Source organism: Streptomyces sp. 2A115, assembly GCF_052245575.1.
GTDB lineage: Bacteria > Actinomycetota > Actinomycetes > Streptomycetales > Streptomycetaceae > Streptomyces.
The window spans coordinates 32,495-53,942 of sequence record NZ_JBQQCG010000013.1; the positions used below are offsets into that span (position 1 = coordinate 32,495).

Sequence of the window (21,448 nt, forward strand, 5' to 3'; positions counted from 1 at the left end):
CGGAAGGGCTGTCGAGCCGAGAAGAAGGACCCGTGAACAAGGTAATTGTCGCAGGCGGGCCGTCCCTGGTGCGGGCCGCGCTGACCAAGGTGATCGATGCGAGCGCCCCCCTGAGGGTGGCCGGCACCGCCGCGCACAGCAAGGATCTCAGAGACCTGCTCGATGCCGGCGTCGATGTGGACGTCGTCGTGCTCGACCGCTCCATCCACACCGGGGAACTGGACGGCTTCACTGCCCTGATCACCGAGATCTGTGCCGTGGCGAGGACCGTTGTCTTCGGCGCTCCCAGTGATCAGGAGGTCGATGCCCAGGTGCGTGCCGGCGCCACGGGCGTTCTCGCCGCGGATCTCAGCGCCTCCCAGCTCATCGCCGCCCTGGAAACCGTGTGCCGGGGCGGGCTTGTCGTCGCCCTGGGGACGGCCCCGGCTGTCAACAAGACGCAAGCACGGGTCACGCCCGCACTCACCCGGGATCTCTCCCTCCGAGAACGCGAGATCCTCACCATGCTGTCGAGCGGTCAGGACAGTGCCTCCATCGCCCGCGACCTGGGTCTCAGTCCCCTCACCGTGAAGACCCACATCACGCACATGCTCAGCAAGCTGGGAATCCGCCGGCGCGGGCACCTGATCGCCTTCGCCTATGAGAGCGGGCTCATCGTGCCGGGCATGACACCCACCGGTTTCATCGCCGCCCGGCTGCAAGCAGCCCCGTAGCCCCGCGCGGTCGGCAACTCGGGGAACGAGGAGTCGTGTTGCGCCCCCCGGCCACGAGCAGACGCACCGGTGACACGGTCCGAGGTCGGTTCACAGTGCCGCTGCGACATCACGAGGGACCGGCCAAGCCTGATGCGGTCTCGCAGCGGGAGTTCGGCTGCGAGACCGCATCAGGCTCCTGTCCAGAGGCGCGCGCCAGTCCTACGCCTCGCGTGTGCCCTGGTACATCTCGTCGATAAGGTTCTGGTATTCGCGTTCGACCACCGACCGCTTCAGTTTCAGGCTCGGGGTGATCTCGCCACGGTCCACATCCAGGTCGCGCGGCAGCAGTCGGAACTTCTTGATGGTCTGCCACCGCTGAAGCCCGGCGTTGAGTTGCTGCACGTACCCGTCGATCAGCTCGACCGTGGCGGGCGCCGCGACGACCTCCTCGTACGACATCCCGTCCAGGCCGTTCTCCCGGGCCCACTGGAGGATCGACGGCTCGTCGAGCGCGATCAGGGCGGTGCAGAAGTTCCGGTCGGCGCCGTGGACGAGGATGTTGGAGACGTACGGGCAGACTGCCTTGAACTGCCCCTCGACCTCGGCGGGCGCGATGCGCCGGTGCGGGTCAGCCGGTCAGGTGCCGTGCGTGGGTCATCACGGGCGATGGCCGCGCGGGAGCCGGATGGTGACGGTGGTTCCGACTCCCACGTCCGAGTACACGTCCACCTGTCCGTGGTGGGCGTGGACGATGGCCTCCACGATGGCCAGGCCGAGACCGGAACCGCCATACGCGCGGCTGCGACTGGCCTCGGCGCGCCAGAACCGCTCGAAGACGCGGGGCAGGTCTTCAGGGGAGATTCCAGGGCCGTTGTCGATGACACTCAGCTGTACGGTCTGACGGCTGAGGATGACCTCGACGCGCACGGAGGTCTGAGCCGGAGTGTGCTGGACGGCGTTGCCGACGAGATTGCGCAGGACCTGTTGCAGACGGGCGGCATCGCCGACGACGGGTGCGGGCAGTGTGGGTGCCATGGCGATGTCGCGTTGGGGGTAGATGATCTGGGCGTCCTCCATGACGCCGGCGGCCAGGACGGTGAGGTCCACGTCGTCCTGCTCGACGGGTCGGCCGGCGTCCAGGCGGGCGAGCAGCGCGAGATCCTCCACCAGCAGGCGCATCCGCCCCACTTCGTTCTCGATGTGGTCGAGTGCGGTCTCCAGGCCCGGACCGGAAAGGCCGCCTTGGCGGTGCAGATCGAGCCATCCGGAGATGGTGGACAGGGGAGTGCGCAGTTCGTGGGAGGTGTCGGCGGCCAGCGAGCGAACGGTCGCCTCCGCGCGGGCCTGGGCGTCGAACGCCCGGTTGACCGCCTTGGCCAGCAAGTCGGCTTCGCTGCCGTTGCGGTGGGTGGGCAGCCGTTCGGTCAGGGAGCCCGCGGCGATGGCGTCGGCGCTGCGGGCCATGCGGGCGAGCGGGCGCATGCCGAGGCGCAGAACGATGACGGACAGCCCCAGCAGCACCAGCAACGCGCCGCCGATCAAAGCCAGTTGCCGTCTGATGAGCGCGTCGGTGGTGGCGTCGTCGACGGAGGTGTCGATGGTGAGGATGACCGTCGCCGGTGCCACGGTGCCGTCGGCGGGCCCGCGGTCGATGATCAGGCCGGGACTGGTGATGCGTATGGCGCTGAGGTCGCCGCCCTCCAGGGTGACCACACGTCCCGTCGGTGCCGTCGCGCTGAGCGCGGCCACCTTGTCGGCGGCCCGGGACGCGGAGCCGGTGCTCAGCAGGACGCTGTTGTCCTCGTCGACGGCCACCGTGCCCAGGGGTGAACCGAGAAGGGCGCCGAGTTGGTCGGCATTGGCGGTCTGCGGTCCCTGGCCGATGACCCGCGCCAAACGCGCGGCGTTGGCCTTGAGGGTGTCCTGGTTGCGCTTGTCCAGGAAGTCTTCCAGGAGTAGAGCGCTGATGACGGCGCTGGCGACCAGGCCGACGACCAGGAGAACGGCCAGGCCGGCGAGCAGACGCAGGCGGACGCTGGAGGAGGCCCAGGGAAGACGGCCGCGGAGTCTCACGTGTCGTCCTGCTCTCGGAGGGTGTAGCCGACGCCGCGGACAGTGCGCAGCAGCGGCGTACGGCCATGGTCGATCTTGCGTCGGAGGTTGGAGATGAAACGCTCGACGACTACGGAGTCCCCGCCGAAGTTGTACTGCCACACGGCCTCGAGGATCTGGGCGCGGGAGAGGACCTGACCCTGGTGGCTCAGCAGGTAGTGCAGCAGACGGTATTCGGTGGGGGAGAGGTCGATGAGTTGGCCTGCTCGGCGGACTTCGTGGCGGGGGTCGTCGAGGGTGAGGTCGCCACACCGCAGGCGTGTCTCCTCGACGGCGGGAGTTCCGCTGCGAGCTCGGCGCAGCAGTGCCTGCAAGCGGGCGCCGACTTCGACGACACTGAAGGGTTTGGTGACGTAGTCGTCGCCGCCCAGGCGTAGTCCTCGGACCCGGTCTTCGACGGCGTCGCGGGCGGTGAGGAAGAGCACGGGTACGTCGATGGCGCGGGCGCGCAGCAGTTGGAGGATCTCGAAGCCGTCGGCGCCGGGGAGCATCACGTCGAGGACGATGACGTCCGGGAGGCGGCGGGCGACCTGGTCGAGGGCTTCGCTCAGGTCACCCGACGCGTCGACTTCGAATCCGGCGAACTGCAGTGCCGAGATCAGCAGGCGCCTGATACCGGGATCATCGTCGATGACGAGGACGCGGTCGGCGGCAGCAGGCGTGTTGGCGGCGTTCATATGTGCTCCTGGTGGCGGCAGCGGCCGCCCGACGTCTGCCGCTGCCGCCGGTGCAGCGGACTGGGTGGGTGCCCCGGTGGCGGCTCTGCTGATCATGGTTTCGTCACAGGCTTACCGGGGTGGATTCCTTGACGGGGGCGTGCGGGGCCGCCGGTTCGGGCGTGTGGAAGTTCTCGCCCTCGACGTCGAGACGGGGCAGCACGCGGTCAAGGCGTCGCGGCAGCCACCAGGCCCGGTCCCCGAGGAGCGCCAGGGTCGCCGGCACGAGGGTCATACGGACCAGGAAGGCGTCGACCATGACTCCGAAGGCCAGGGCGAATGCGATCGGCATGATATCGGCGTCGCGGGAGAACAGGAAACTGACGAACACCGAGATCATGATGAGCGCGGCAGAAGTCACCACACGGGCGGCGTTGCGGGCTCCGTTGAGGATGGCCGTGCGGGCGTCGCGGTGGCGGTTGTAGTCCTCGCGCATGGCGGAGACGAGGAACACCTCGTAGTCCATGGCCAGTCCGAAGAGCACGGACATCACGATGATGGGCACGAAGCTGGCCACCGGACCCTCGCTGGGCACGCCCAGCGGGCCGGCCAGCCATCCCCACTGGAAGACCGCGACGGTGGCTCCGAAGGCGGCACCCACGGACAGCAGGAACCCGATGGTCGCCTTGATCGGGATGGCGATCGACCGGAACGCGATCATCAGCAGGAGCAGCGAGAGGCCGACGACGACAATCACGAAGGGCACGAGTGCGCCGCTGAGCTTGTCGGAGACGTCGATGCTGACCGCGGTCATACCGGTGACGGCGACATAAGAGCCGCTGGACTGTGCCAACGGCTGCATCTGGGTGCGCAGCCGGGAGACGAGGTTGCCGGTCTCCTCGGACCGCGGTCCGGTGTCGGGGATGATCTGGATCCGCGCGGCCGTCTCGTCCTCGGCCATGTCGACACCGCTGACGTCCGCGACGCCCCGCACCCCTCCCAGCCCGTCCTCGACGGCGGCGGCCGTGGAGCTGACGGTGGCCGGGTCGTTGTTCTCGACGAGCACGACGAGGGGACCGTTGGCGCCGGGACCGAAGGCGTCGCTGATCACGTCGTAGGCCCGACGGCTGGAGTTGCTCGTGGCACTGGAACCCTCGTCGGTGAGTGCCAGTTTCAGCTCCATGCCGGGAACGGCCAGGGCGATCAGCGCGACCGTGCCCAGGATCAGGTTGCGTACGGGGTGGCGCAGGACGCCCTGGGTCCAGCGCACACCCATCGTGGCAGTCCGGCCGCTGTGCGCCGCCTGCCGCATGGCGCGCTTACGGCCCATGGACAGGAACCTGCGGCGCCGGGCCGCGGACCGGGGTGCCTTGGGCATGAGCCGGTGGCCGGCCATTCCCATCAGAGCGGGCAGCAGGGTCACCGCCGTGATGACGGCGACCGTGACCGCTCCGGCCGAGGCCAGACCCATGGAGGTCAGCATCGGCACACCGGCCACCGCCAGACCGGACAGCGCGATGAGGACCGTGGCCCCGGCGAAGATCACGGCGCTGCCCGCGGTGGCGGTGGCCGTGGCGATGGACTCCCGCACCGGCATACCAGTGCCGAGCTGGGCGCGGTGGCGGGAGACGATGAACAGGGCGTAGTCGATGCCGACGGCGAGCCCCAGCATGATCGCCAGGGTGGGCGCGTTGTCGGAGACGTCGAACGCCGTGGCCAGACCCATCATGGCGGCCATCGTGCCGACGATCCCGAGAACCGCGGTGATCAGCGGAAGCCCCGCCGCGAGCAGCGACCCGAAGGTGATCACCAGGATGACCAGGGCCACGCCCAGTCCGATCAGCTCACTGGGTCCCACGGGCGGATGCGAGGACTCATATGGCTCACCGCCGTAGATGGTCCTCAGCCCCGCCTGCCGGGCCTCGTTGCCCGCGGCCTTCACCGCGTCCAACGTGCCGGGCGGCACGTCGTCCTCCTCCTTGGTGGTGAAGGTGACCTCAGCCACCGCGGTGCGTCCGTCCTCGGAGACGGTGCCGCTCTCGGACGGGACACTGACCTCGCTCACCCCGGAGACCCGGCCCGTGGCCTCCAGTGTGGCCTCCAGGGACTTACGCAGATCCGCGTCGGTCACCTTGCGGCCGGTCGGCGCCTGGAACACGATCTGCGCCGACTGGACATCCGGCTCGGGGAAGTGCCGTTCCATCTTGGTCAGGGCCGTCTGGGCCGGTGAGCCGGGAATCGAGCTGCTGTCCGTGAAGGAGCCGGCGAAGGAAACCCCCAGACCGACCACCGCACCGAGGGCGAGGAGCCACCCGATCAGCATCCTCGGCCACCGGCGAGCACCCCACGCGCCCAGTCGGTACAAGAGCGTAGCCATCAATGATTCCCTCACTGTTCGGAAGACGACTCGCCACATCCTTCGCAGTGGACTTGACGACCGCCTCACGGGGAACTTGAGGGTTTTTTGACGGTTCGACCGCGGCACCGTCAGGTACGCTGGTCACCAGGCAGGGGACCAGGCCCTGTCTCCCCGATCTTCGCGGGCGCACGACGCCTGGCACGGCACCTCGCCGCACGGCCGCCTCACCCAAGTACGTCCAGTACGAGGGCGATGCGGCCGCACACCGATGCACCGCACCAGACGCCGCGCGCTGATCCGCGAAGATCGGAGAGACAGGACCTAGCCGGCGCTCCGCGTGACCGCGGACTGGTCCTTGGCGTGTTCCAGGCGCAGCGGGAGCCGCTCGGCGAGGTAGTCGATGAGTGCGCTGACACGTCGCGGGACATGCCCGTCCTCCTCCAGGAGGGCGTAGACGTCGGCGGCCGGTGTCGACAGGTGCGGCAGCACCCGGACGAGCTCGCCGCGATCCAGATGCGGCCTGACGTGCCACTCCGAGCGCATGATCACACCACGGCCCTCCAGGGCCCAGCCGGTCACCACGTCACCGTCGTTGCTGGACAGGCTGCCGTGCACCCGCACATGCCGGGGACGGTCCGCGTCCCCGAAGCGCCAGAGCGCGAAATCGCTCTCGTTCTCCCGCAGCACGATGCAGTTGTGGTGGGCCAGATCCTCGATGTCGGCCGGCGTGCCGTGCTCGGCGAGGTAGGACGGCGCCGCGCAGGGCACGCGCCGGTTCTTGGCCAGACGCCGCATGCGCAGTGAGGAGTCGGGCGGTATGCCCACGTGGACGGCCACGTCGAACTCACGCTGGTGGGGCCGTAGAGGCAGCGCGGACGTCTGCATCCGGACGTGCAGTTCCGGGTGGGCCGCGGCGAACTCGCCGAGCAGCGGCGCGATATGCGCGCGGCCGAGACCGAGCGTGGCCTCGACGACCAGGGACCCGCGCAACCCCCCTGCTGTGTCGGTGATCGTGTCCTCGAGCTCGCGTACCTCGTCGAGGATCGCCTCGACGCGCGCCGCGTACAGCTCGCCTTCCGACGTCAGCACGAGTCGGCGGGCGCCGCGCTGGACGAGCCGGACGTCCAGGCGGCGCTCCAGCGCGCTGAGGCGTTTGCTGACGACGGGCAGGGAGCAACCGAGTTCTCGCGACGCGGCCGTCAGGGTCTCGCTCGACGCGACGACGTGGAAGAACTGCAGGTCGTCCACGGCTGAACGGCTCTTGGACCAGGGGTGACCAGAGCGCCGAGAGCTTTCCATAGGGGAAAACGTACCTTGCCGGTTACGGGCTTGTAACGGGTGTCCCCGCTGGCCAAGGTGGGACCCAGTCGCGCCGTGACCGGAACGCCTCTGGACAGAGTGCTCGCCACCGGACTTGCGCATCGATCCGTGAACTGGGAGTGAATTCGTGCCGCAGAGTTATCGCATCGCAGCGATTCCGGGCGACGGGATCGGACGGGAGGTCGTCCCGGAGGGTCTGAGGTGCCTGCGGGCCGCTGCCGAGGTGCACGGGTTCGAACTGGACGTCACCGAGTTCGACTTCGCCAGCGCGGACTACTGGCTGAACCACGGCACGATGCTGCCGGGGAACTGGCGGGACGTACTCGGCGAGTTCGACGCGATCTTCTTCGGTGCGGTCGGATGGCCGGAGGTGGTCCCGGACCATGTCTCGCTGTGGGGCAGCCTGCTCCAGATGCGGCGGGGCTTCGACCAGTACGTCAATCTGCGCCCCGTCCGGCTGCTGCGCGGTGTACGCAGTCCGCTGCGCGACCACCAGCCGGGCGACATCGACTTCTACGTCGTGCGGGAGAACACCGAGGGCGAGTACTCCAGCATCGGCGGCCGGATCTTCGAGGGCACCGATCGCGAGACGGTGGTCCAGGAGACGGTCATGACACGGACCGGGGTCGACCGAGTCCTGCGCTACGCCTTCGAACTCGCCTCGTCCCGCCCGAGCAAGCACCTGACCTGGGCGACGAAGAGCAACGGGATCTCGATCTCCATGCCCTACTGGGACGAGCGCGCGACCGAGATGGCCGCCCGGTACCCCGACGTGACCGCCGACAAGGACCACATCGACATCCTCACCGCGAAGTTCGTCCTCCATCCCGACCGGTACGACGTGGTCGTCGCCAGCAACCTGTTCGGTGACATCCTCTCGGACCTCGGCCCGGCCTGCACCGGAACCATCGGCATCGCCCCCAGCGCCAACATCAACCCCGACCGCTCCTTCCCCAGCCTCTTCGAGCCGGTGCACGGGTCGGCGCCGGACATCGCCGGTCTCGGTGTCGCCAACCCTGTCGGCCAGATCTGGAGCGGCGCCATGATGCTCACCCACCTCGGCGAGCACGAGGCGGCCGCGCACGTCGTGGCCTCGATCGAGAGCGTTCTGGACGAGCAGCCCGATGTGGTCACCCCCGACCTCGGGGGCACGGGGACCACGGTGGGGCTGGGCAAGGCCATCGCGGCCCGGATTGCCGCGAGGCCACTCGTCGGCCACGACGGGGGAGCGGCGGCCGGCGACTCGGCCGGCCGCGCGGTCGAAGAGGGGGTCGCGGCGTCATGATCAGACCTGTCTCCGACCCGGTCGGCCTCGAAGTGCGCTGGGACCGGCTTGCCGCCGCCACCGACGAGGCGGCCTCCACCATGCTGCGCACGGCCTTCTCCACGATCATCCGGGAGTCGAACGACTACACCGTCGTCCTGATGGACCGCGCGGGCCGCACGATGGCCGAGTCACGGGCCGGCATCCCGGCCTTCGCCGCCCTGATGAGTTCGCTGACCGCGCTGGTCCTCGAACGGTTCCCGGCGGACGAGTGGCAGGACGGCGACAGCGTCATCACGAACGACCCGTGGATCGCCACCGGGCACCTGCCCGACATCGCCATGATCTCCCCGGTCTTCCACCGAGGACGGCTCGTCGCGTTCGCGGGCACCGTGGCGCACTCACCGGACATCGGTGGCACCCCCTCGATGAGCGCGACCGAGCTGCTCTCCGAGGGCATCCTGATTCCTCCGCTGCGCCTGTTCCGGGCCGGACGGGTCGAGCAGGGGGTCAAGGACCTGCTGCTGGCAAACGTACGACTGGCGGACCAGGTGTGGGGTGACCTGGAGGCGCAGGCCGCGGCACACGCCGTGTGCCGCCGACGCGCCCAGGAGTTCCTCACCGACTTCCCGGAGCCGGACTTCGAGGCTTTCGCGGACCAGGTCCACGCGGTGACCGACGCCGCGATGCGGGCGGGCGTCCGCGACCTGCCCGACGGCGTCTACCGAGCCGCCCTGGACGCGGACGGCGTCGAAGGCCACCCCACGCACATCGAGTGCGCGGTGACCGTTCGCGGCGAGGAGGTCGAGATCGACTACACCGGAAGCTCCCCCCAAGTGCCCTTCGCGACGAACTCGACGCTGAACTACACCCGCGCGTACTCCATGTATCCGCTGAAGATCCTGCTGGATCCGTCCACGCGGACCAACTGGGGCTCCTACCGCTCCATCCAGGTCTCCGCGCCGGAGGGCACGATCGTCAACCCGAGATTTCCCGCGCCCGTCGTGGCACGGCACCTCACCGGCCACCTCCTGTCCTGCGCGGTGTATCAGGCACTGGCTCCGGTGCTGCCCGACCGTGTCATCGCCGACAGCGGCGGTGCCCCCGCCCTGCGGGTCCGCTTCGCGGGGGTCGACGACTCCGGTCGGCCTTTCAGCCTCATGCTCTTCGCCAATGCGGGCATGGGCGCGTCCAAGGAGTCGGACGGGCTGGCCACCACCGCCTTCCCGACCAACTCCGGCGGCGGCAGCATCGAGGCCCTGGAGGCCGCGTCTCCGCTGCACTTCCTCCGCAAGGAGTTGCGTGCCGGATCGGGCGGACGGGGCCGACGCCGCGGAGGACTGGGCCAGACCATCGAGGTCCGCAACCCGACGAGCCGACCGGTGCAGATGGTGCTGCTCGGAGACCGCGAGCAGCATCCGGCGCTCGGACTGGCCGGCGGTGAACCCGGCGCCACCGCACAGGTCGTCCTGGACTCCGGCGAGCGCGTCCCACTGAAGTCGATCTCGCAGCTGGCCCCCGGCTCGTCCGTGGTCATCTCCTTCGCCGGCGGCGGCGGGTTCGGCCGCCCCGAGGAGCGCGAGCCCGAGCTCCTGATCGCCGACGAGATCGCCGGCTACACCGTCCCAGCCAGTCAGCAGAACCCGCGCACAGCCCGGACGGCGGGCGGAAGCGCACGTGAGGAGGTGGGCCGATGAGCCGCACGGTCCGGATCGGCGTCGACGTGGGCGGAACGTTCACCGATCTGCTGCTGCACGACCCGCGCCGGGCACTGATCCGGGCCGGGAAGCTGCCCACCACGCCCCACGCTCCCAACGAGGCCATCACCGCGGGGCTGGCCCGCCTGCTCGAGGAGACGTCCACGGCCCCCGGAGACGTCGCGGGCATCGTGCACGGCACCACGTTGGTGACGAACACCCTGCTGGAACGCACCGGAGCGGTAGTCGGTCTGCTGACCACCAGCGGGTTCAGCGACTCGCTCGAAATGGGACGGGAGACGAGGTTCGACACCACCGACCTGCTCGCCCGGCCGGCTCAGCCGCTGGTGCCGCGCCATCTGCGCCGCGGGGTACCGGGGAGGATCGCCGCGGACGGCAGTGACCTCGAACCGCTCGACGAGCGTGCCGTTCTCGCGGCTGTGCGGGATCTGGTGGACCAGGGCATCGAGGCAGTGGCCGTGGCCCTGATGCACTCCTACCGCAACGCCGGGCACGAGCACCGGGTGCGGGACCTGGTCGCGCGGGCCCACCCCGGCCTCCCCGTCACGCTCTCCAGCGCCGTGGCTCCGGTCATCGGCGAGTACGAGCGGGCCGGCACCGCCTGTCTGAACGCGTATGTGCAGCCGCTGATGTCGCGCTACCTCGACGGCCTGAGTGACGACCTGACCGCCATGGGGATCGACGCGTCCCTTCGCATCATGCTCTCCGGCGGTGGTGTCACGACCCTTGAGGACGCCAAGCGGTTCCCCGTACGGCTGCTCGAGTCGGGCCCCGCGGCCGGTGCCATCGCAGCCGCCGCGGTCGCCCGGACGCTGGGGGAGCAGGACGTCGTCTCGTTCGACATGGGCGGTACGACGGCGAAGATCGCTGTCCTCCAGGGGGGCAGGCCCAGGCTCAAGCACGACTTCGAGGCGGGGCGGGTCGACAAGTTGAAGCCCGGCTCGGGGCTGCCGGTGCGCCTGACCGTCGTCGACATGATCGAGATCGGTTCGGGAGGCGGCTCGATCGCGGCACCCGACGCACTCGGGCTGCTCAAGGTGGGACCGCGCAGCGCCGGTTCGGTACCCGGCCCCGTCGCCTACGGGCGTGGAGGCGAGCGACCCACCGTGACGGACGCCGACCTCCTGCTCGGCTATCTCGACGCGGAGAACTTCCTCGGCGGCGAGATGAGGCTCCGCACGCGAGAGGCCCACAAGGCGCTGACCCGTGAGGTGGCGGGTCCCCTGGGACTCGACACCGCTGACGCTGCCGCCGGGATTGTCGAGGTGGTCACCGAAAGCATGGCCGCCGCCGCCCGCATGCACCTGTCCGAGCAGGGCAAGGACCCCGCCGACTTCGCGCTGCTGGCCTTCGGCGGAGCCGGACCCGCCCATGCCTACGGGCTGGCGAAGTCGCTGAAGATCCCCCGAGTGATCGTGCCGATGCGGGCCGGAGTGATGTCCGCCTGCGGGCTCCTTGCCGCCGCTCCCACGGTCGACGAGGTCCGCAGCCTGCCGTCGCCTCTCGCCGACATCGACTGGTACCAGGTCGCCGCGCTGTACGACGAGATGACGTCCCGCGCCACCGAAACACTCCAGCCGGGAGACCCGCAGCTCGTACGAGTCCGCCGCTCGGCCGACATGCGTTACCTCGGCCAGGGCTTCGAGATCGAGGTCGGCGTGCCCGAGCAGGACCTTGGCCCAGCCGGTCTCGGACGCATCCGGACCGCCTTCGACTCCACGTACCGCGCCGTGTTCGGTCGTTCCCTCGGCGGGGCCGTGGAAGTCGTGAACTGGCGGCTTTCCATGAAACTGCCCGGTCATGAGTTGTCGACGGAGGGCGGCCATGCGCGACGAGGTGAGGCAGGCCGCGGTGTCCGGTCGGTCTACTTTCCGGGGCACGGGCTGCTTGAAGCCACCGTATGGAACCGCTACGAGCTCGTGCCGGGAACCGAGCTGACAGGTCCGGCGATCTTCGAGGAACGCGAATCGTCCTGCTCCTTCGGGCCGGACTGCCGGATCCGGGTCACCGACGACCTGACCCTCGTGGTCGAGGTCGACCGGGCCTGAACCCGATCTCCCTGGTCGTTCCCGAAGAGGGCAGCGTCGAGCAGCCGCCGAAGGCGGGGGACGCTCGGCGACCTCTCTGAGGACTGGCTGCCTCACTACGGCGAGAAACGGACCGACGCCGCTCACACAGGACGGACCTGGTTCGCACGCCGCGGGCCCGCTCGACATCGAGGAAGCGGCCCCCGGCCGTGCCACGGGAGAACTGTCTCTCACCCCCACGCCAACACCGACAACTATCCAGCAGCTGCCCGATATGGTGGCGGCGCGAAGGGACGACCCTTATGACGACGGTGTCAGCAGGGCAGCGCACACGAACCCGGCGCATCACGTTCCTGGTCGCTCTCGCGGTCTTCGCACAGGAGTCGACCTGGAACTTCTACGAATCCCAGGTTCCGCCGCTCCTGCGGGAGCACCTCACCAGCGCGGCCGTCGTGGGTCTGCTGATGGGCATGGACAACCTGCTCGGCATCTTCATCCAGCCGTGGATCGGTAACCGGTCCGACCGGACGAGGACCTCCTGGGGCCGGCGGATGCCCTACCTGGTGGTCGGGATGCCGATCGCCGCCGCGCTGTTCATCCTCATCCCGCACAGCGCGGCGTCCTTGCCGCTGTTGATCGTGGTGCTGTTCTCGTACGCGCTCGTCGCCAACACCTTCAAGCCGATCGCCGAGGCGCTCGTACCGGACTTCATCGCACCCGAGCGACGAAGCCGGGCCAACGCCGCAGTCAAGATCGCCTCAAGTATCACGGCCATCGTCGCCGCGCTCATCAGCATCTTCCTGGTCGACAACCATCTGAGCCTCGCGTTCGCGATCCCCGCGATCATCATGCTGATCTCGATCGGGGTGCTGGCGGCCACCGTGCGCGACAACCGGTCCCCGGCCTACCAGGCAGCGGTGGCCGAGAGCGATGAGGAGCACAGTGCCGAGCACACCGAGCCACGGGTCCGGGACACCTTCATCGAGATCCTCAAGGACACCGATCGCAGTCGGCTCCTGCTGCTCCTCGCGATTCTCCTCTTCGGCAGTGCATGGGCCGCGTCCCGGTCGTTGATGACGCCGTACGGGATGGAAGCCCTGGACATGTCACGGGGAGCCGCCGGCGGTCTCACCCTGCCCAGCGGTATCGCCTTCATCCTGGCGGCCTACCCGGCAGCCGTGCTCGCCGAGCGCTACGGACGGCTCCGGGTCATGGCCGTGGGCATGTCGGTCTTCGCCGGCGCCATGGTGCTGGGCACGCTCATCCAGACCCCGATGGGGGCCACCGTGGCCCTGTGCCTCGCGGCGGCCGGCGCGACCTGCTTCCTGGTCAACGCGGTGGTCGTCCTGTGGAACCTCGCACCCTCGGCACGGGTCTTCGGGACCTACGCCGGTATGTACACCGTCGGCTGGGCCGGCGGCGGCTTCCTGGGCCCGGCGGTGGTCGGCGGCATGGTCGACATCACCGGATGGCCCCTGATGCTCATCGACATCGCCACAGTCACCTCGCTGTCGATCATCGTCGTAGCCAGGATCGGTGTGCTTCAGCGGCGCACCGCCCTGACCCTCGCCAAGTGACCAGCCCATCCCCGCGGCGCAAGGCCGGCGCCGGACGCAGCCAGAGACGAGGAACCGTGCCCCGCATTCTGATCACCACGGACTACCTACGGCCCGACGACGAGGTCGATCACTACCTCCGGGCGCACGGCCACACGACGGTGCACGCCCCGCTGGTCGGCCGACGCGGTCCCGAGCAACTCGTCGCCGCCCTCGACGGGATCGACGCGGCGCTCGTCGGCCATGATCCCCTGACCGCCCAGGTCCTCTCCGAAGTTCCCCGCCTGCGCGCCATCGTGCGCACCGGCGTCGGCTACGACTCGATCGACATCGTCGCCGCGGGCAAGCTCGGCATCACGGTGAGCAACCTGCCGGGAATCAACGCGAACGCCGTGGCCGAGTACACCCTCGGTCTGCTGCTGACCGCCGCGCGGCGACTGGTGCAGAGCGCGGTGGGCGTCGCTGCCGGCCGGTGGCCGAGGGAGGACGGTCACGAGTTGCGTGGGTCGACGCTCGGCCTGGTCGGATACGGGGCGGCAGCGCGCGCCGTGGTGCCGCTGGCGCGGGCCTTCGGCATGGAGGTGCTCTGCACGACCGGTGTGCCGGAGGACGAACGGTCGGACCCGTCGGTGCGGTTCGTCGCGCTCCCCGAGCTGCTGGCGGCATCCGACTACGTATCGGTGCACACCGCGCTGACGGACCGCACACGCGGTCTCCTGGACGCTTCCGCCTTCCGGCGGATGAAGTCGACGGCGGTGCTGGTCAACACCGCGCGGGGGGCCGTCGTGGACGAACAGGCCCTTGCCGACGCCGTGCGCACCGGCGAGATCGCCGCGGCGGCGCTCGACGTGGTGAGCGAGGAGCCGCTCCCGGCCGACAGCCCGCTGCGGGACGTCGAGGGAATCGTCGTCTTCTCCCACCTCGCGGGCCAGACCGCCGAAGCCCGTGCGGCCGCCGGCCTTGAGGGTGCGGCCGAGGTGGTGGCCGCCCTCGCGGGCCGCCCCCGGTTCGCGGTGAACGCCCACCTGCTGCCCCACGCCCCCACTGCCCGGGTCGACGGGTGACACCCGCCCGCCACGTGCCCGGCACCGACAAGAAAGAGGAACATGGAAAACGAACGGGTTGCCCAGGTCAAGGTCCTGGCACCGACCGGCATGCTCGGAGCCGGCTTCCCCGAGGCCACGATCGAGCGAGGTCTGGCGCTCGGCGCCGATGTCATCTCCGTCGACGGGGGCAGCACCGACTCCGGTCCCTACTATCTCGGCGCGTCGCAGCCCAAGACCACCCGTGCCGCGGTCGCCCGTGACCTGCGAGTCCTGCTGAAGGCGGCGGCAGGCGCCGGTATCCCACTGATCGTGGGTTCGTGCGGCACCAGCGGAACCGACTCCGGTGTCGACTGGGTCGCCGGCATCGTCGCCGACATCCTGGCGGCCGAGGGACTCCGGCTGCGGGTGGCGCGCATCTACAGCGAGCAGGCGCCCGGCGCGCTCCTGAAGTGCCTGGACGAGGGCCGGATCCATGCCCTGCCTCCGCTGGGCGAACTGGAGCCGAAGACGTTGCAGAGCTGCGCACACATCGTGGGCGCGATGGGGCACGAGCCGATCGTCGCCGCGCTCGAGGCCGGTGCGCAGGTCGTGCTCGCCGGCCGCGCCACGGATACCGCCATCGCCGCCGCCCATCCGCTGATGAAGGGGATGCCTGCCGGGCCGACCTGGCACGCTGCCAAGATCATCGAGTGTGGCGGGCAGTGCACCAGCAATCCGCGCGCCGGTGGGGTGCTGGCCACCATCGACGCCGACGGCTTCACCATCGAGCCGCTCGATCCGACGGCCGCCTGCACACCGATCCTGGTCGCCGCCCACATGCTCTACGAGACGGTGGACCCGTTCCGGATGCGCGAGCCGGACGGCACCCTGGACGTCCGTCAGGCCGTCTACACCGCCCTGGACGACCGCACCGTGCGGGTCGAGGGTTCGCAGTTCCATGTCGCCGACCAGCACACCATCAAGCTCGAAGGCGCCCGGACCACCGGCTACGAGACGATGTCGTTCAGCGCGATCCGGGATCCGCACATCCTTGCGAACATCGACGACTGGGCCGATCTCATGCGCACGATGATCAGGCAGCGGGTGGAGCAGACGATCGGCCTCGGCGACGACAAGTACGCCTTCGACCTGCGTCTCTACGGGCACAACGCCATCCTCGGGGATCTGGATCCGGCAGAGGGTCCGCCTCGCGAGGTGGGAGTCATGCTCCTCGTCAACGCACCGGACCAGCAAACCGCCACCGCCGTCGCGAAGATCGCCAACCCTTTGATGCTTCACCTGCCGACGGCCGACATGGACTACTTGCCGAGCCTGGCGTTCGCCACCTCACCGGCCGAGGTCGAGCGCGGTCCGGCGTACGAGTTCGTGCTCAACCACGTCGTCGACACCCTCACCCCCACCGACATGTTCCGCACCGAGTTCGAGGAGGCCTCCCACCATGGCTGAGACCGCCCCCACCACCCTGGGCGACCTGGCGTACGAGGTCCGGTCCAAGAACGCCGGGCCGTTCTGGGTCACCATGGAGCTGTTCATGCGTGACGCGGACGGCTATCGCATCGCGGCCGACGAGGCGTTCCTCAACGAGGGCACGGTCGCCCGGCTCTACGGACTCGACGAGGCCGACGTGCGGATGTTCCGCATCCCGTCGCTGAACGTCGTCAAGATCTCTTTCCCCCGTCCCGTCAGCCAGGCGTCGCTGCGTGACCGTGACGTCCACTCCGGTCAGCACCACGTGCCGCTGGCGGTTCTGCCCGTGCCCGCCACCTGACACCCCCGGGAGAAAGGGCGGCGCCCGCGCGCGACGACGGTCACGGCCGGTGCCGGGGTCACCGCCGGCCCGGCGGTGACCCCGAACGCGCCTGCCGGACGCGGTCCTTCACCGGTCCACCCCCCACAAGCACCTGAAGGAGCAGTTCCTTGAACACACCTGCCATGCCCGAACCCGGTACCCGTCCTCGGGCCCGCGGCCGCCGTTCGGCAATGCTGACGGCACTGGTCGCGGCCGCGGTCGTGGGCACGCTCGGCAGCGCACCCGCCGCCCCGGCCGACACCACGCGCCCCACTCCCGCCGCCTGCCCGGGCCATCTGGAGGAGAAGGCCGGCTGCTACACCGGCCGGGACGCCAACGGCGCGTACTACACGATGGCCGTCCCCAAGCACTGGAACGGCTCCCTCGTCGTCCACGCCCACGGCGGTCCCGACTTCTCCTACGACGAGTCCACGACCACCGAGGACCTGGAACGCTGGGCGGTGATGGTCGACGAGGGCTATGCCTGGGTGGGCTCCTCGTACCGGCGCGGCGGTTACGGGGTCAGGATGGCCGCCGCCGACACGGAGAACGTACGCCGCCTGTTCGTCAGCCACTTCGGCCACCCCGACCGCACCTACCTTCATGGCCAGTCCTGGGGCGGCAATGTCGCCACCAAGGTCACAGAGACCTACGGCGGGAAGCGTGGCGCTTACGACGGAGTCCTGCTGACCAACGGCTTCCTGGCCGGCGGCTCGCGTGGCTACGACACGCGAGTGGACCTGCGGACGGTCTACCAGTACTACTGCCGCAACCTGCCCCGTCCCACCGAACCGCAGTACCCGCTGTGGCAAGGACTGCCCGCGGACTCCCCGATGACACCCGGCGAGGTCCACGGCCGCCTCCAGGAGTGCACCGGCATCGACTCCGACCCGGCCGACCGGACCGCGGAGCAGCAGCGCAACCTCGACGACATCCTGGCCGTCACCCGCGTCCCGGAACGCTCCCTGGCCACGAACATGCAGTACGCGGCCTTCCTCGTCCGGGACATCGTGTCCAACCGGCTCGACGGCCGTAACCCGTTCAGCAACCGTGGGGTCCGCTACGACGGTTCGCACGACGACAAGGCGCTCAACGCCGGCGTGGCGCGCTTCTCGGCCGACCCCACCGCGCGCCGCGACCTCTCCTACGACAGCGACCTCACCGGACGGATCGCACTCCCGGTCCTCACGCTGCACGCGATCGACGACCCACAGGTCTTCGTCGAGCACGAGGCGGCCTATCGCGTCACGGTCCAGGCCGCCGACCGAGGCGAGAACCTCGTCCAGACTTTCACGAGGGAGAGCGATCACAGCGCGCTCAGCAACGCCGAGTACGCCAACTCCCTGGCGACTCTGGACACATGGGCGCGCACCGGCCGGAAGCCCACCCCCACCTCGATCGCGCGTTCGTGCAGCGCGTTCGACGCCACCTACGGTGGTGGCTGCTTCTACGATCCGGCGTTCCGCCCCGCCCCGTTCGCCACCCGGGTCCGCCCCCGGCCCGGCGGCCTCCACTGGCCCGCCATGTCCGCCGCGCAGGAACAGGCGTGGAGCCGTATCGAGGGCGTGGGCATCACACCCTGAAGCCGCTCGGCGGTCCCGAATCCCCCGCTCTCCCGCAGCCGAGCTCGCACATCTCTCGCGCTGCCGACGGGTGAGGCGCTGCGACGTGTTGATCACTTCCTGGTGGGTCTCGGCGAGGAGCACGCTGTGGTCGGCGGACGGGAAGGGGCATTCGCGCTCAGGGATGTGGGCGCGTGCCGTACGGCGTCGACGCAGAACGGAGCGAGCCCCGTTGACCACGCTGGTTCGCAAGTACGCCTCGGGGGCCTCCAGGTGCGCGAGCCGACGGCCGTGGCGGCGCAGAAGCGCGGTGAAGGCGTCCTGTACCACGCCCTCTGCCGTCGGAAGGTCGTCCACCAAAAGCAGTGCCAAGTCGCACCAGCGCGAGTCGGCGGTGGTGGTAAAGCTCGCTGAAGCCGTGCTCGTCCCCGACTGCGGCCGTGCTGGGAGACGCTCCCTGCATGCTGAGGCGGTGTCCGACCGTAGGCCTGGTGCAAGAGGAGGCCGGCATTTTCGGAAGCGTCACCGCGACGCTTCGACCAGCTTGTTCGACTCGCGGCCAACTACAAGCGAGCTGGGGCCCGTTGGGGCAGACCGCTCAGCCGCCGGGGAGGCCATGGTCGCGGTGCGGCGGAACTCGCTCGGGTTGAGTCCCCGGATCCGTTTGAACGCCGCGCTGAACCCGAACGGGTCGGAGCAACCCACCGCGCGGGCGATGTCCGCGACGGTTGCGGACTCCTGCTCGATCAGTAGGTCTGCCGCGAGCGTCATGCGCCGGCGGGTGAGGTAGGTCAGCGGCGGTTCGCCGACCAGGTCGGCGAACCGCTTGGCCGGCGTCGAACGCGACACCCCGGTGCCTTCGGCCAGCGCGGCGACCGTCCACGCGAGCAGCGTCAGAGGATGCTGGGCAGACCTGTCAGATGCCGCAGTTCGGCGAGGACTTGGAGGTTGTCACGGAAGTGGACGGCTTGCCAGCCCTGCCGTCGGGCCGCGGCACAGTTGCCTGCGAGGTCGTCGACTAGCACGCAGTCCTCGGGGGTGACACCGGCCGCCTTGGCCGCCAGATCGAAGATCTTCGGGTCGGGTTTGCGGACGCCGACCTTGCATGAGTCGATGAGACAGTCGACCTCGCCGGCCGGGGCGACGATCGCCCGCCAGTACGGCTCCCACTCGACGACGTTGTTCGACAGGATGCCCACTCGGAACCCGTTGTCGCGGGCGATCCGCAGGGCGCACACCATCACCGGGTTGGCTGTGACGCCGTCGAACCACTGCTCGCCGAAGCCCTCCAGGCGGGCACGGCTCAGATCAAGCTCTGGGTGACGGCTCGTCAGGACACAGCGGAGACGACGCCCCCACTCGGCCTCGGTGAGGGCGGCGATCTCGACGGGCGCCAGGGTCGGCATGCCCATCTCGTCCGCGACCTCCTTCATAGCGGCCTGAAGTTGCGCGGGCAGAATGCCGGTCTTGCGGTGGTAGGCGTCGTACAACTCGTCCAGAGGTGGCGAGAGTACGCCGCCGAAGTCGAACCAGACCATGGGCAGGGGCATACAGAGAGCCCTCCTGTTCAGGGCGCTGTGGAATGAAGCAGTAAGGAGTTCGTGCGGCACGACATGCCTGCCGTGTCAGGCGGAGGGTTCAGCAGGCATGGGGCACCGGGGCCTGGGCTGAGGCAGGGACGAGGAACTGGCCGATGGGGCTGGTGCACCGCAGGGCGACCTCGGCTGTGGAGATCACGGTCTTCTCCTGGAGCATCTCCATACGGAAGACGGCCGCGCCCGGCGTCGCCCGGTCCTCGACCAAATCGGCCTGGCACACGGTGGGCAGTTCGAACTCACCGAACCGTGTGAAGGCGGCCGCGCAGTGCGCCAGCGTCAGCCGCCGGGGCGACAGGCCCAGCAGTTCGTGGGCCGCGTGCAGGGCGGTCTGCCGGTATGCCTCGAAGAACAGCGCACCGGGGATGTGGTCGAGTGGGTGGTCGAACAGAGCCGGATGCGCCTGGTCGACGATGACCTGGGCCACGACCTGGTGTCCGACGGCCGCCGCCTCCGCCAGGACGACGTTGTCGGGCGAGCGCCGCCCGACCGCGGCAGGGCTGAGCCGGCGGCCACTGGGGTGCGGGCGTGGAGTCTCCAGGTCGAGGGCGGCGCGGGCGCGTTCACGCAGCAAGTCCCACGCATCGTCGGGCATCCACTGGATGGTCATGGTCATGGATGAGGCGTCGTGGCCGTCGACAGCCAGCCGCATCTCCAGGGTGACGCCGACGAGCTCAGCGCCGCGGTGCTTCTCGCCCGTGATGGTGGCGGTCAGCAGCCCCCGCCCAGGCAGCCGCCCGATCTCCAGCGCTTTGGTGTCGAGGACAGTGAACTCGCCGGAGTTGAAGCTGAACTTGCGGTCCAGCGGGACGGCGCAGTGTTCGTGGGCGACCAGGATGGAGGTCTGTCGGAACACTTCGAGTAACAGAAGCGGATCGTAGGCGGCAGGAGTCACCAGGTGGTCGCTGTAGTAGCTGTGGACGCGTGGCAGTTGCGCCGCGACGAGGAATTCGTTGTCAGAACGGCGCTGAGTATCGGTCAGGAACACCTCGCAGATGGCGGCGCGGTGGACGAGCTGCCGGGAGACGGTTACCGCGTAGGACAGACCATGGTTTCCCGAAACGGACATGTGTTGGCACTCCCTCGAACCAGGAATGTTGAAAAGAACAGTGGTTCATCTGCGGACCATCATTACGCGTGCCAGGGCGGCGCATCCAGGGGATGACAACCCCCGCCGTTGGCGCCCATAAGGGCGTGGACCGCGCAGTTCCGGCGCGCGATCGAGACTCGCGTGGCTGGTGCACGGGGTTTCTGCCGCGCGGCAACCGGAGTGGCACGGGCTTTCCATGCGAGAAAACCTACCTTGTCAAATACGGGCTTGTAACGTGTGTCGCCGCTGGCCGAGGTGGGCTCACGCCACGATGCCGCGACGCGTCGGAGTGGGCGTCACGACCAAACGAGCACATCGATCACGCAGGCTGAGGAGTGGATTCGTGTCGAAGAGTTGTCGCGTCGCGGCGAGGCCGAGACGTCCTCGGAGGCAGGAAGGATTCCCGGTTTGAGGGATCCCTTGTCGGGCGAACGCCTCTAGCTGAGGGTCGAGCAGCGCGCAGAACCAGTGCGGAATGCAAGCGCCGATACCGTGGGCGGCAGGCGGTCCGCTCCGCGACGAGCCGGGTCCGCCCGTGCACCGTGAGCAGGGAGGCGCTCGATGTCGACGGCGGCGAAGGGCAAGGGAGTTGAGCGTCCGTCACGGACCGGGCCTTCGCGCGACGCGGCTGCCCGAAGTGGGGCATACATCGCTTCGGC

The 21,448-nt window shown here is 69.4% G+C and carries 15 protein-coding genes and 2 pseudogenes; 9 read left to right on the top strand and 8 right to left on the bottom strand.

From position 1 onward, the window contains the following. Positions 1 to 32 precede the first annotated feature (32 nt). On the top strand, positions 33 to 713 hold the full coding sequence (locus tag ACTWQR_RS14045) for a response regulator transcription factor (protein ID WP_443227355.1): 681 nt from the start codon (positions 33 to 35) through the stop codon (positions 711 to 713). A gap of 201 nt (positions 714 to 914) precedes the next feature. On the opposite strand, the pseudogene ACTWQR_RS14050 reads toward ACTWQR_RS14045, so the two are convergent. The 5 genes and pseudogenes from ACTWQR_RS14050 to ACTWQR_RS14070 form a co-directional block, all read right to left on the bottom strand. Then, positions 915 to 1,310, bottom strand: a pseudogene (locus ACTWQR_RS14050) (long-chain fatty acid--CoA ligase); the annotation flags it as partial. A 42-nt stretch (positions 1,311 to 1,352) separates the two neighbouring features. Further along, on the bottom strand, positions 1,353 to 2,768 hold the full coding sequence (locus ACTWQR_RS14055) for a sensor histidine kinase (RefSeq protein ID WP_443227356.1): 1,416 nt from the start codon (positions 2,766 to 2,768) through the stop codon (positions 1,353 to 1,355). After that, the gene (locus tag ACTWQR_RS14060; RefSeq protein WP_443227357.1) at positions 2,765 to 3,484 is read right to left on the bottom strand and encodes a response regulator transcription factor; all 720 of its coding nucleotides are present in this window, start codon (positions 3,482 to 3,484) and stop codon (positions 2,765 to 2,767) included. The genes ACTWQR_RS14055 and ACTWQR_RS14060 overlap by 4 nt, the downstream gene beginning before the upstream one ends. 103 nt (positions 3,485 to 3,587) lie before the next feature. After that, positions 3,588 to 5,840, bottom strand: coding sequence for an MMPL family transporter (locus ACTWQR_RS14065; RefSeq protein WP_443227358.1), 2,253 nt, complete (start codon positions 5,838 to 5,840; stop codon positions 3,588 to 3,590). 303 nt (positions 5,841 to 6,143) lie between these two features. Next, positions 6,144 to 7,070: a LysR family transcriptional regulator gene (locus ACTWQR_RS14070; RefSeq protein ID WP_443227359.1), complete on the bottom strand. Its 927-nt coding sequence runs from the start codon at positions 7,068 to 7,070 to the stop codon at positions 6,144 to 6,146. Between the two features lie 199 nt (positions 7,071 to 7,269). Between ACTWQR_RS14070 and ACTWQR_RS14075 the strand changes: the two genes are divergently transcribed. The 8 genes from ACTWQR_RS14075 to ACTWQR_RS14110 all read left to right on the top strand — a co-directional run bounded on the left by ACTWQR_RS14075 (position 7,270) and on the right by ACTWQR_RS14110 (position 18,125). Beyond that, entirely contained in the window at positions 7,270 to 8,427 is a 1,158-nt protein-coding gene (locus tag ACTWQR_RS14075) for a tartrate dehydrogenase (protein WP_443227360.1), read from the top strand. Further along, positions 8,424 to 10,103, top strand: a complete 1,680-nt coding sequence (locus ACTWQR_RS14080; RefSeq protein ID WP_443227361.1) for a hydantoinase B/oxoprolinase family protein — start codon at positions 8,424 to 8,426, stop codon at positions 10,101 to 10,103. The genes ACTWQR_RS14075 and ACTWQR_RS14080 overlap by 4 nt, the downstream gene beginning before the upstream one ends. After that, on the top strand, positions 10,100 to 12,172 hold the full coding sequence (locus ACTWQR_RS14085; RefSeq protein WP_443227362.1) for a hydantoinase/oxoprolinase family protein: 2,073 nt from the start codon (positions 10,100 to 10,102) through the stop codon (positions 12,170 to 12,172). Before ACTWQR_RS14080 ends, ACTWQR_RS14085 begins: the two co-directional genes overlap by 4 nt. 281 nt (positions 12,173 to 12,453) lie before the next feature. Next, a complete protein-coding gene (locus tag ACTWQR_RS14090; protein WP_443227363.1) occupies positions 12,454 to 13,728 on the top strand; it encodes an MFS transporter in 1,275 nt (424 codons plus the stop codon). Between the two features lie 56 nt (positions 13,729 to 13,784). Then, positions 13,785 to 14,771 (top strand): phosphoglycerate dehydrogenase, encoded by a 987-nt coding sequence (locus ACTWQR_RS14095; RefSeq protein ID WP_443227364.1) that lies wholly within the window; start codon positions 13,785 to 13,787, stop codon positions 14,769 to 14,771. A 42-nt stretch (positions 14,772 to 14,813) separates the two neighbouring features. After that, on the top strand, positions 14,814 to 16,199 hold the full coding sequence (locus ACTWQR_RS14100) for an acyclic terpene utilization AtuA family protein (RefSeq protein ID WP_443227365.1): 1,386 nt from the start codon (positions 14,814 to 14,816) through the stop codon (positions 16,197 to 16,199). Further along, the gene (locus ACTWQR_RS14105; protein WP_443227366.1) at positions 16,192 to 16,521 is read left to right on the top strand and encodes a DUF4387 domain-containing protein; all 330 of its coding nucleotides are present in this window, start codon (positions 16,192 to 16,194) and stop codon (positions 16,519 to 16,521) included. Before ACTWQR_RS14100 ends, ACTWQR_RS14105 begins: the two co-directional genes overlap by 8 nt. A 164-nt stretch (positions 16,522 to 16,685) precedes the next feature. Further along, entirely contained in the window at positions 16,686 to 18,125 is a 1,440-nt protein-coding gene (locus ACTWQR_RS14110) for a DUF6351 family protein (protein ID WP_443227458.1), read from the top strand. 501 nt (positions 18,126 to 18,626) lie between these two features. Here the strand turns inward: ACTWQR_RS14110 and ACTWQR_RS14115 are convergent. The 3 genes and pseudogenes from ACTWQR_RS14115 to ACTWQR_RS14125 all read right to left on the bottom strand — a co-directional run. Beyond that, positions 18,627 to 18,989, bottom strand: a pseudogene (locus ACTWQR_RS14115) (helix-turn-helix transcriptional regulator); the annotation flags it as partial. 8 nt (positions 18,990 to 18,997) lie between these two features. Continuing rightward, positions 18,998 to 19,654 (bottom strand): HAD family hydrolase, encoded by a 657-nt coding sequence (locus ACTWQR_RS14120; RefSeq protein ID WP_443227367.1) that lies wholly within the window; start codon positions 19,652 to 19,654, stop codon positions 18,998 to 19,000. An 88-nt stretch (positions 19,655 to 19,742) separates the two neighbouring features. Further along, positions 19,743 to 20,768 carry a ScbA/BarX family gamma-butyrolactone biosynthesis protein gene (locus ACTWQR_RS14125; protein ID WP_443227368.1) on the bottom strand — a complete coding sequence of 342 codons (1,026 nt, stop codon included), beginning with the start codon at positions 20,766 to 20,768 and terminating at the stop codon, positions 19,743 to 19,745. Positions 20,769 to 21,448: the final 680 nt, after the last annotated feature.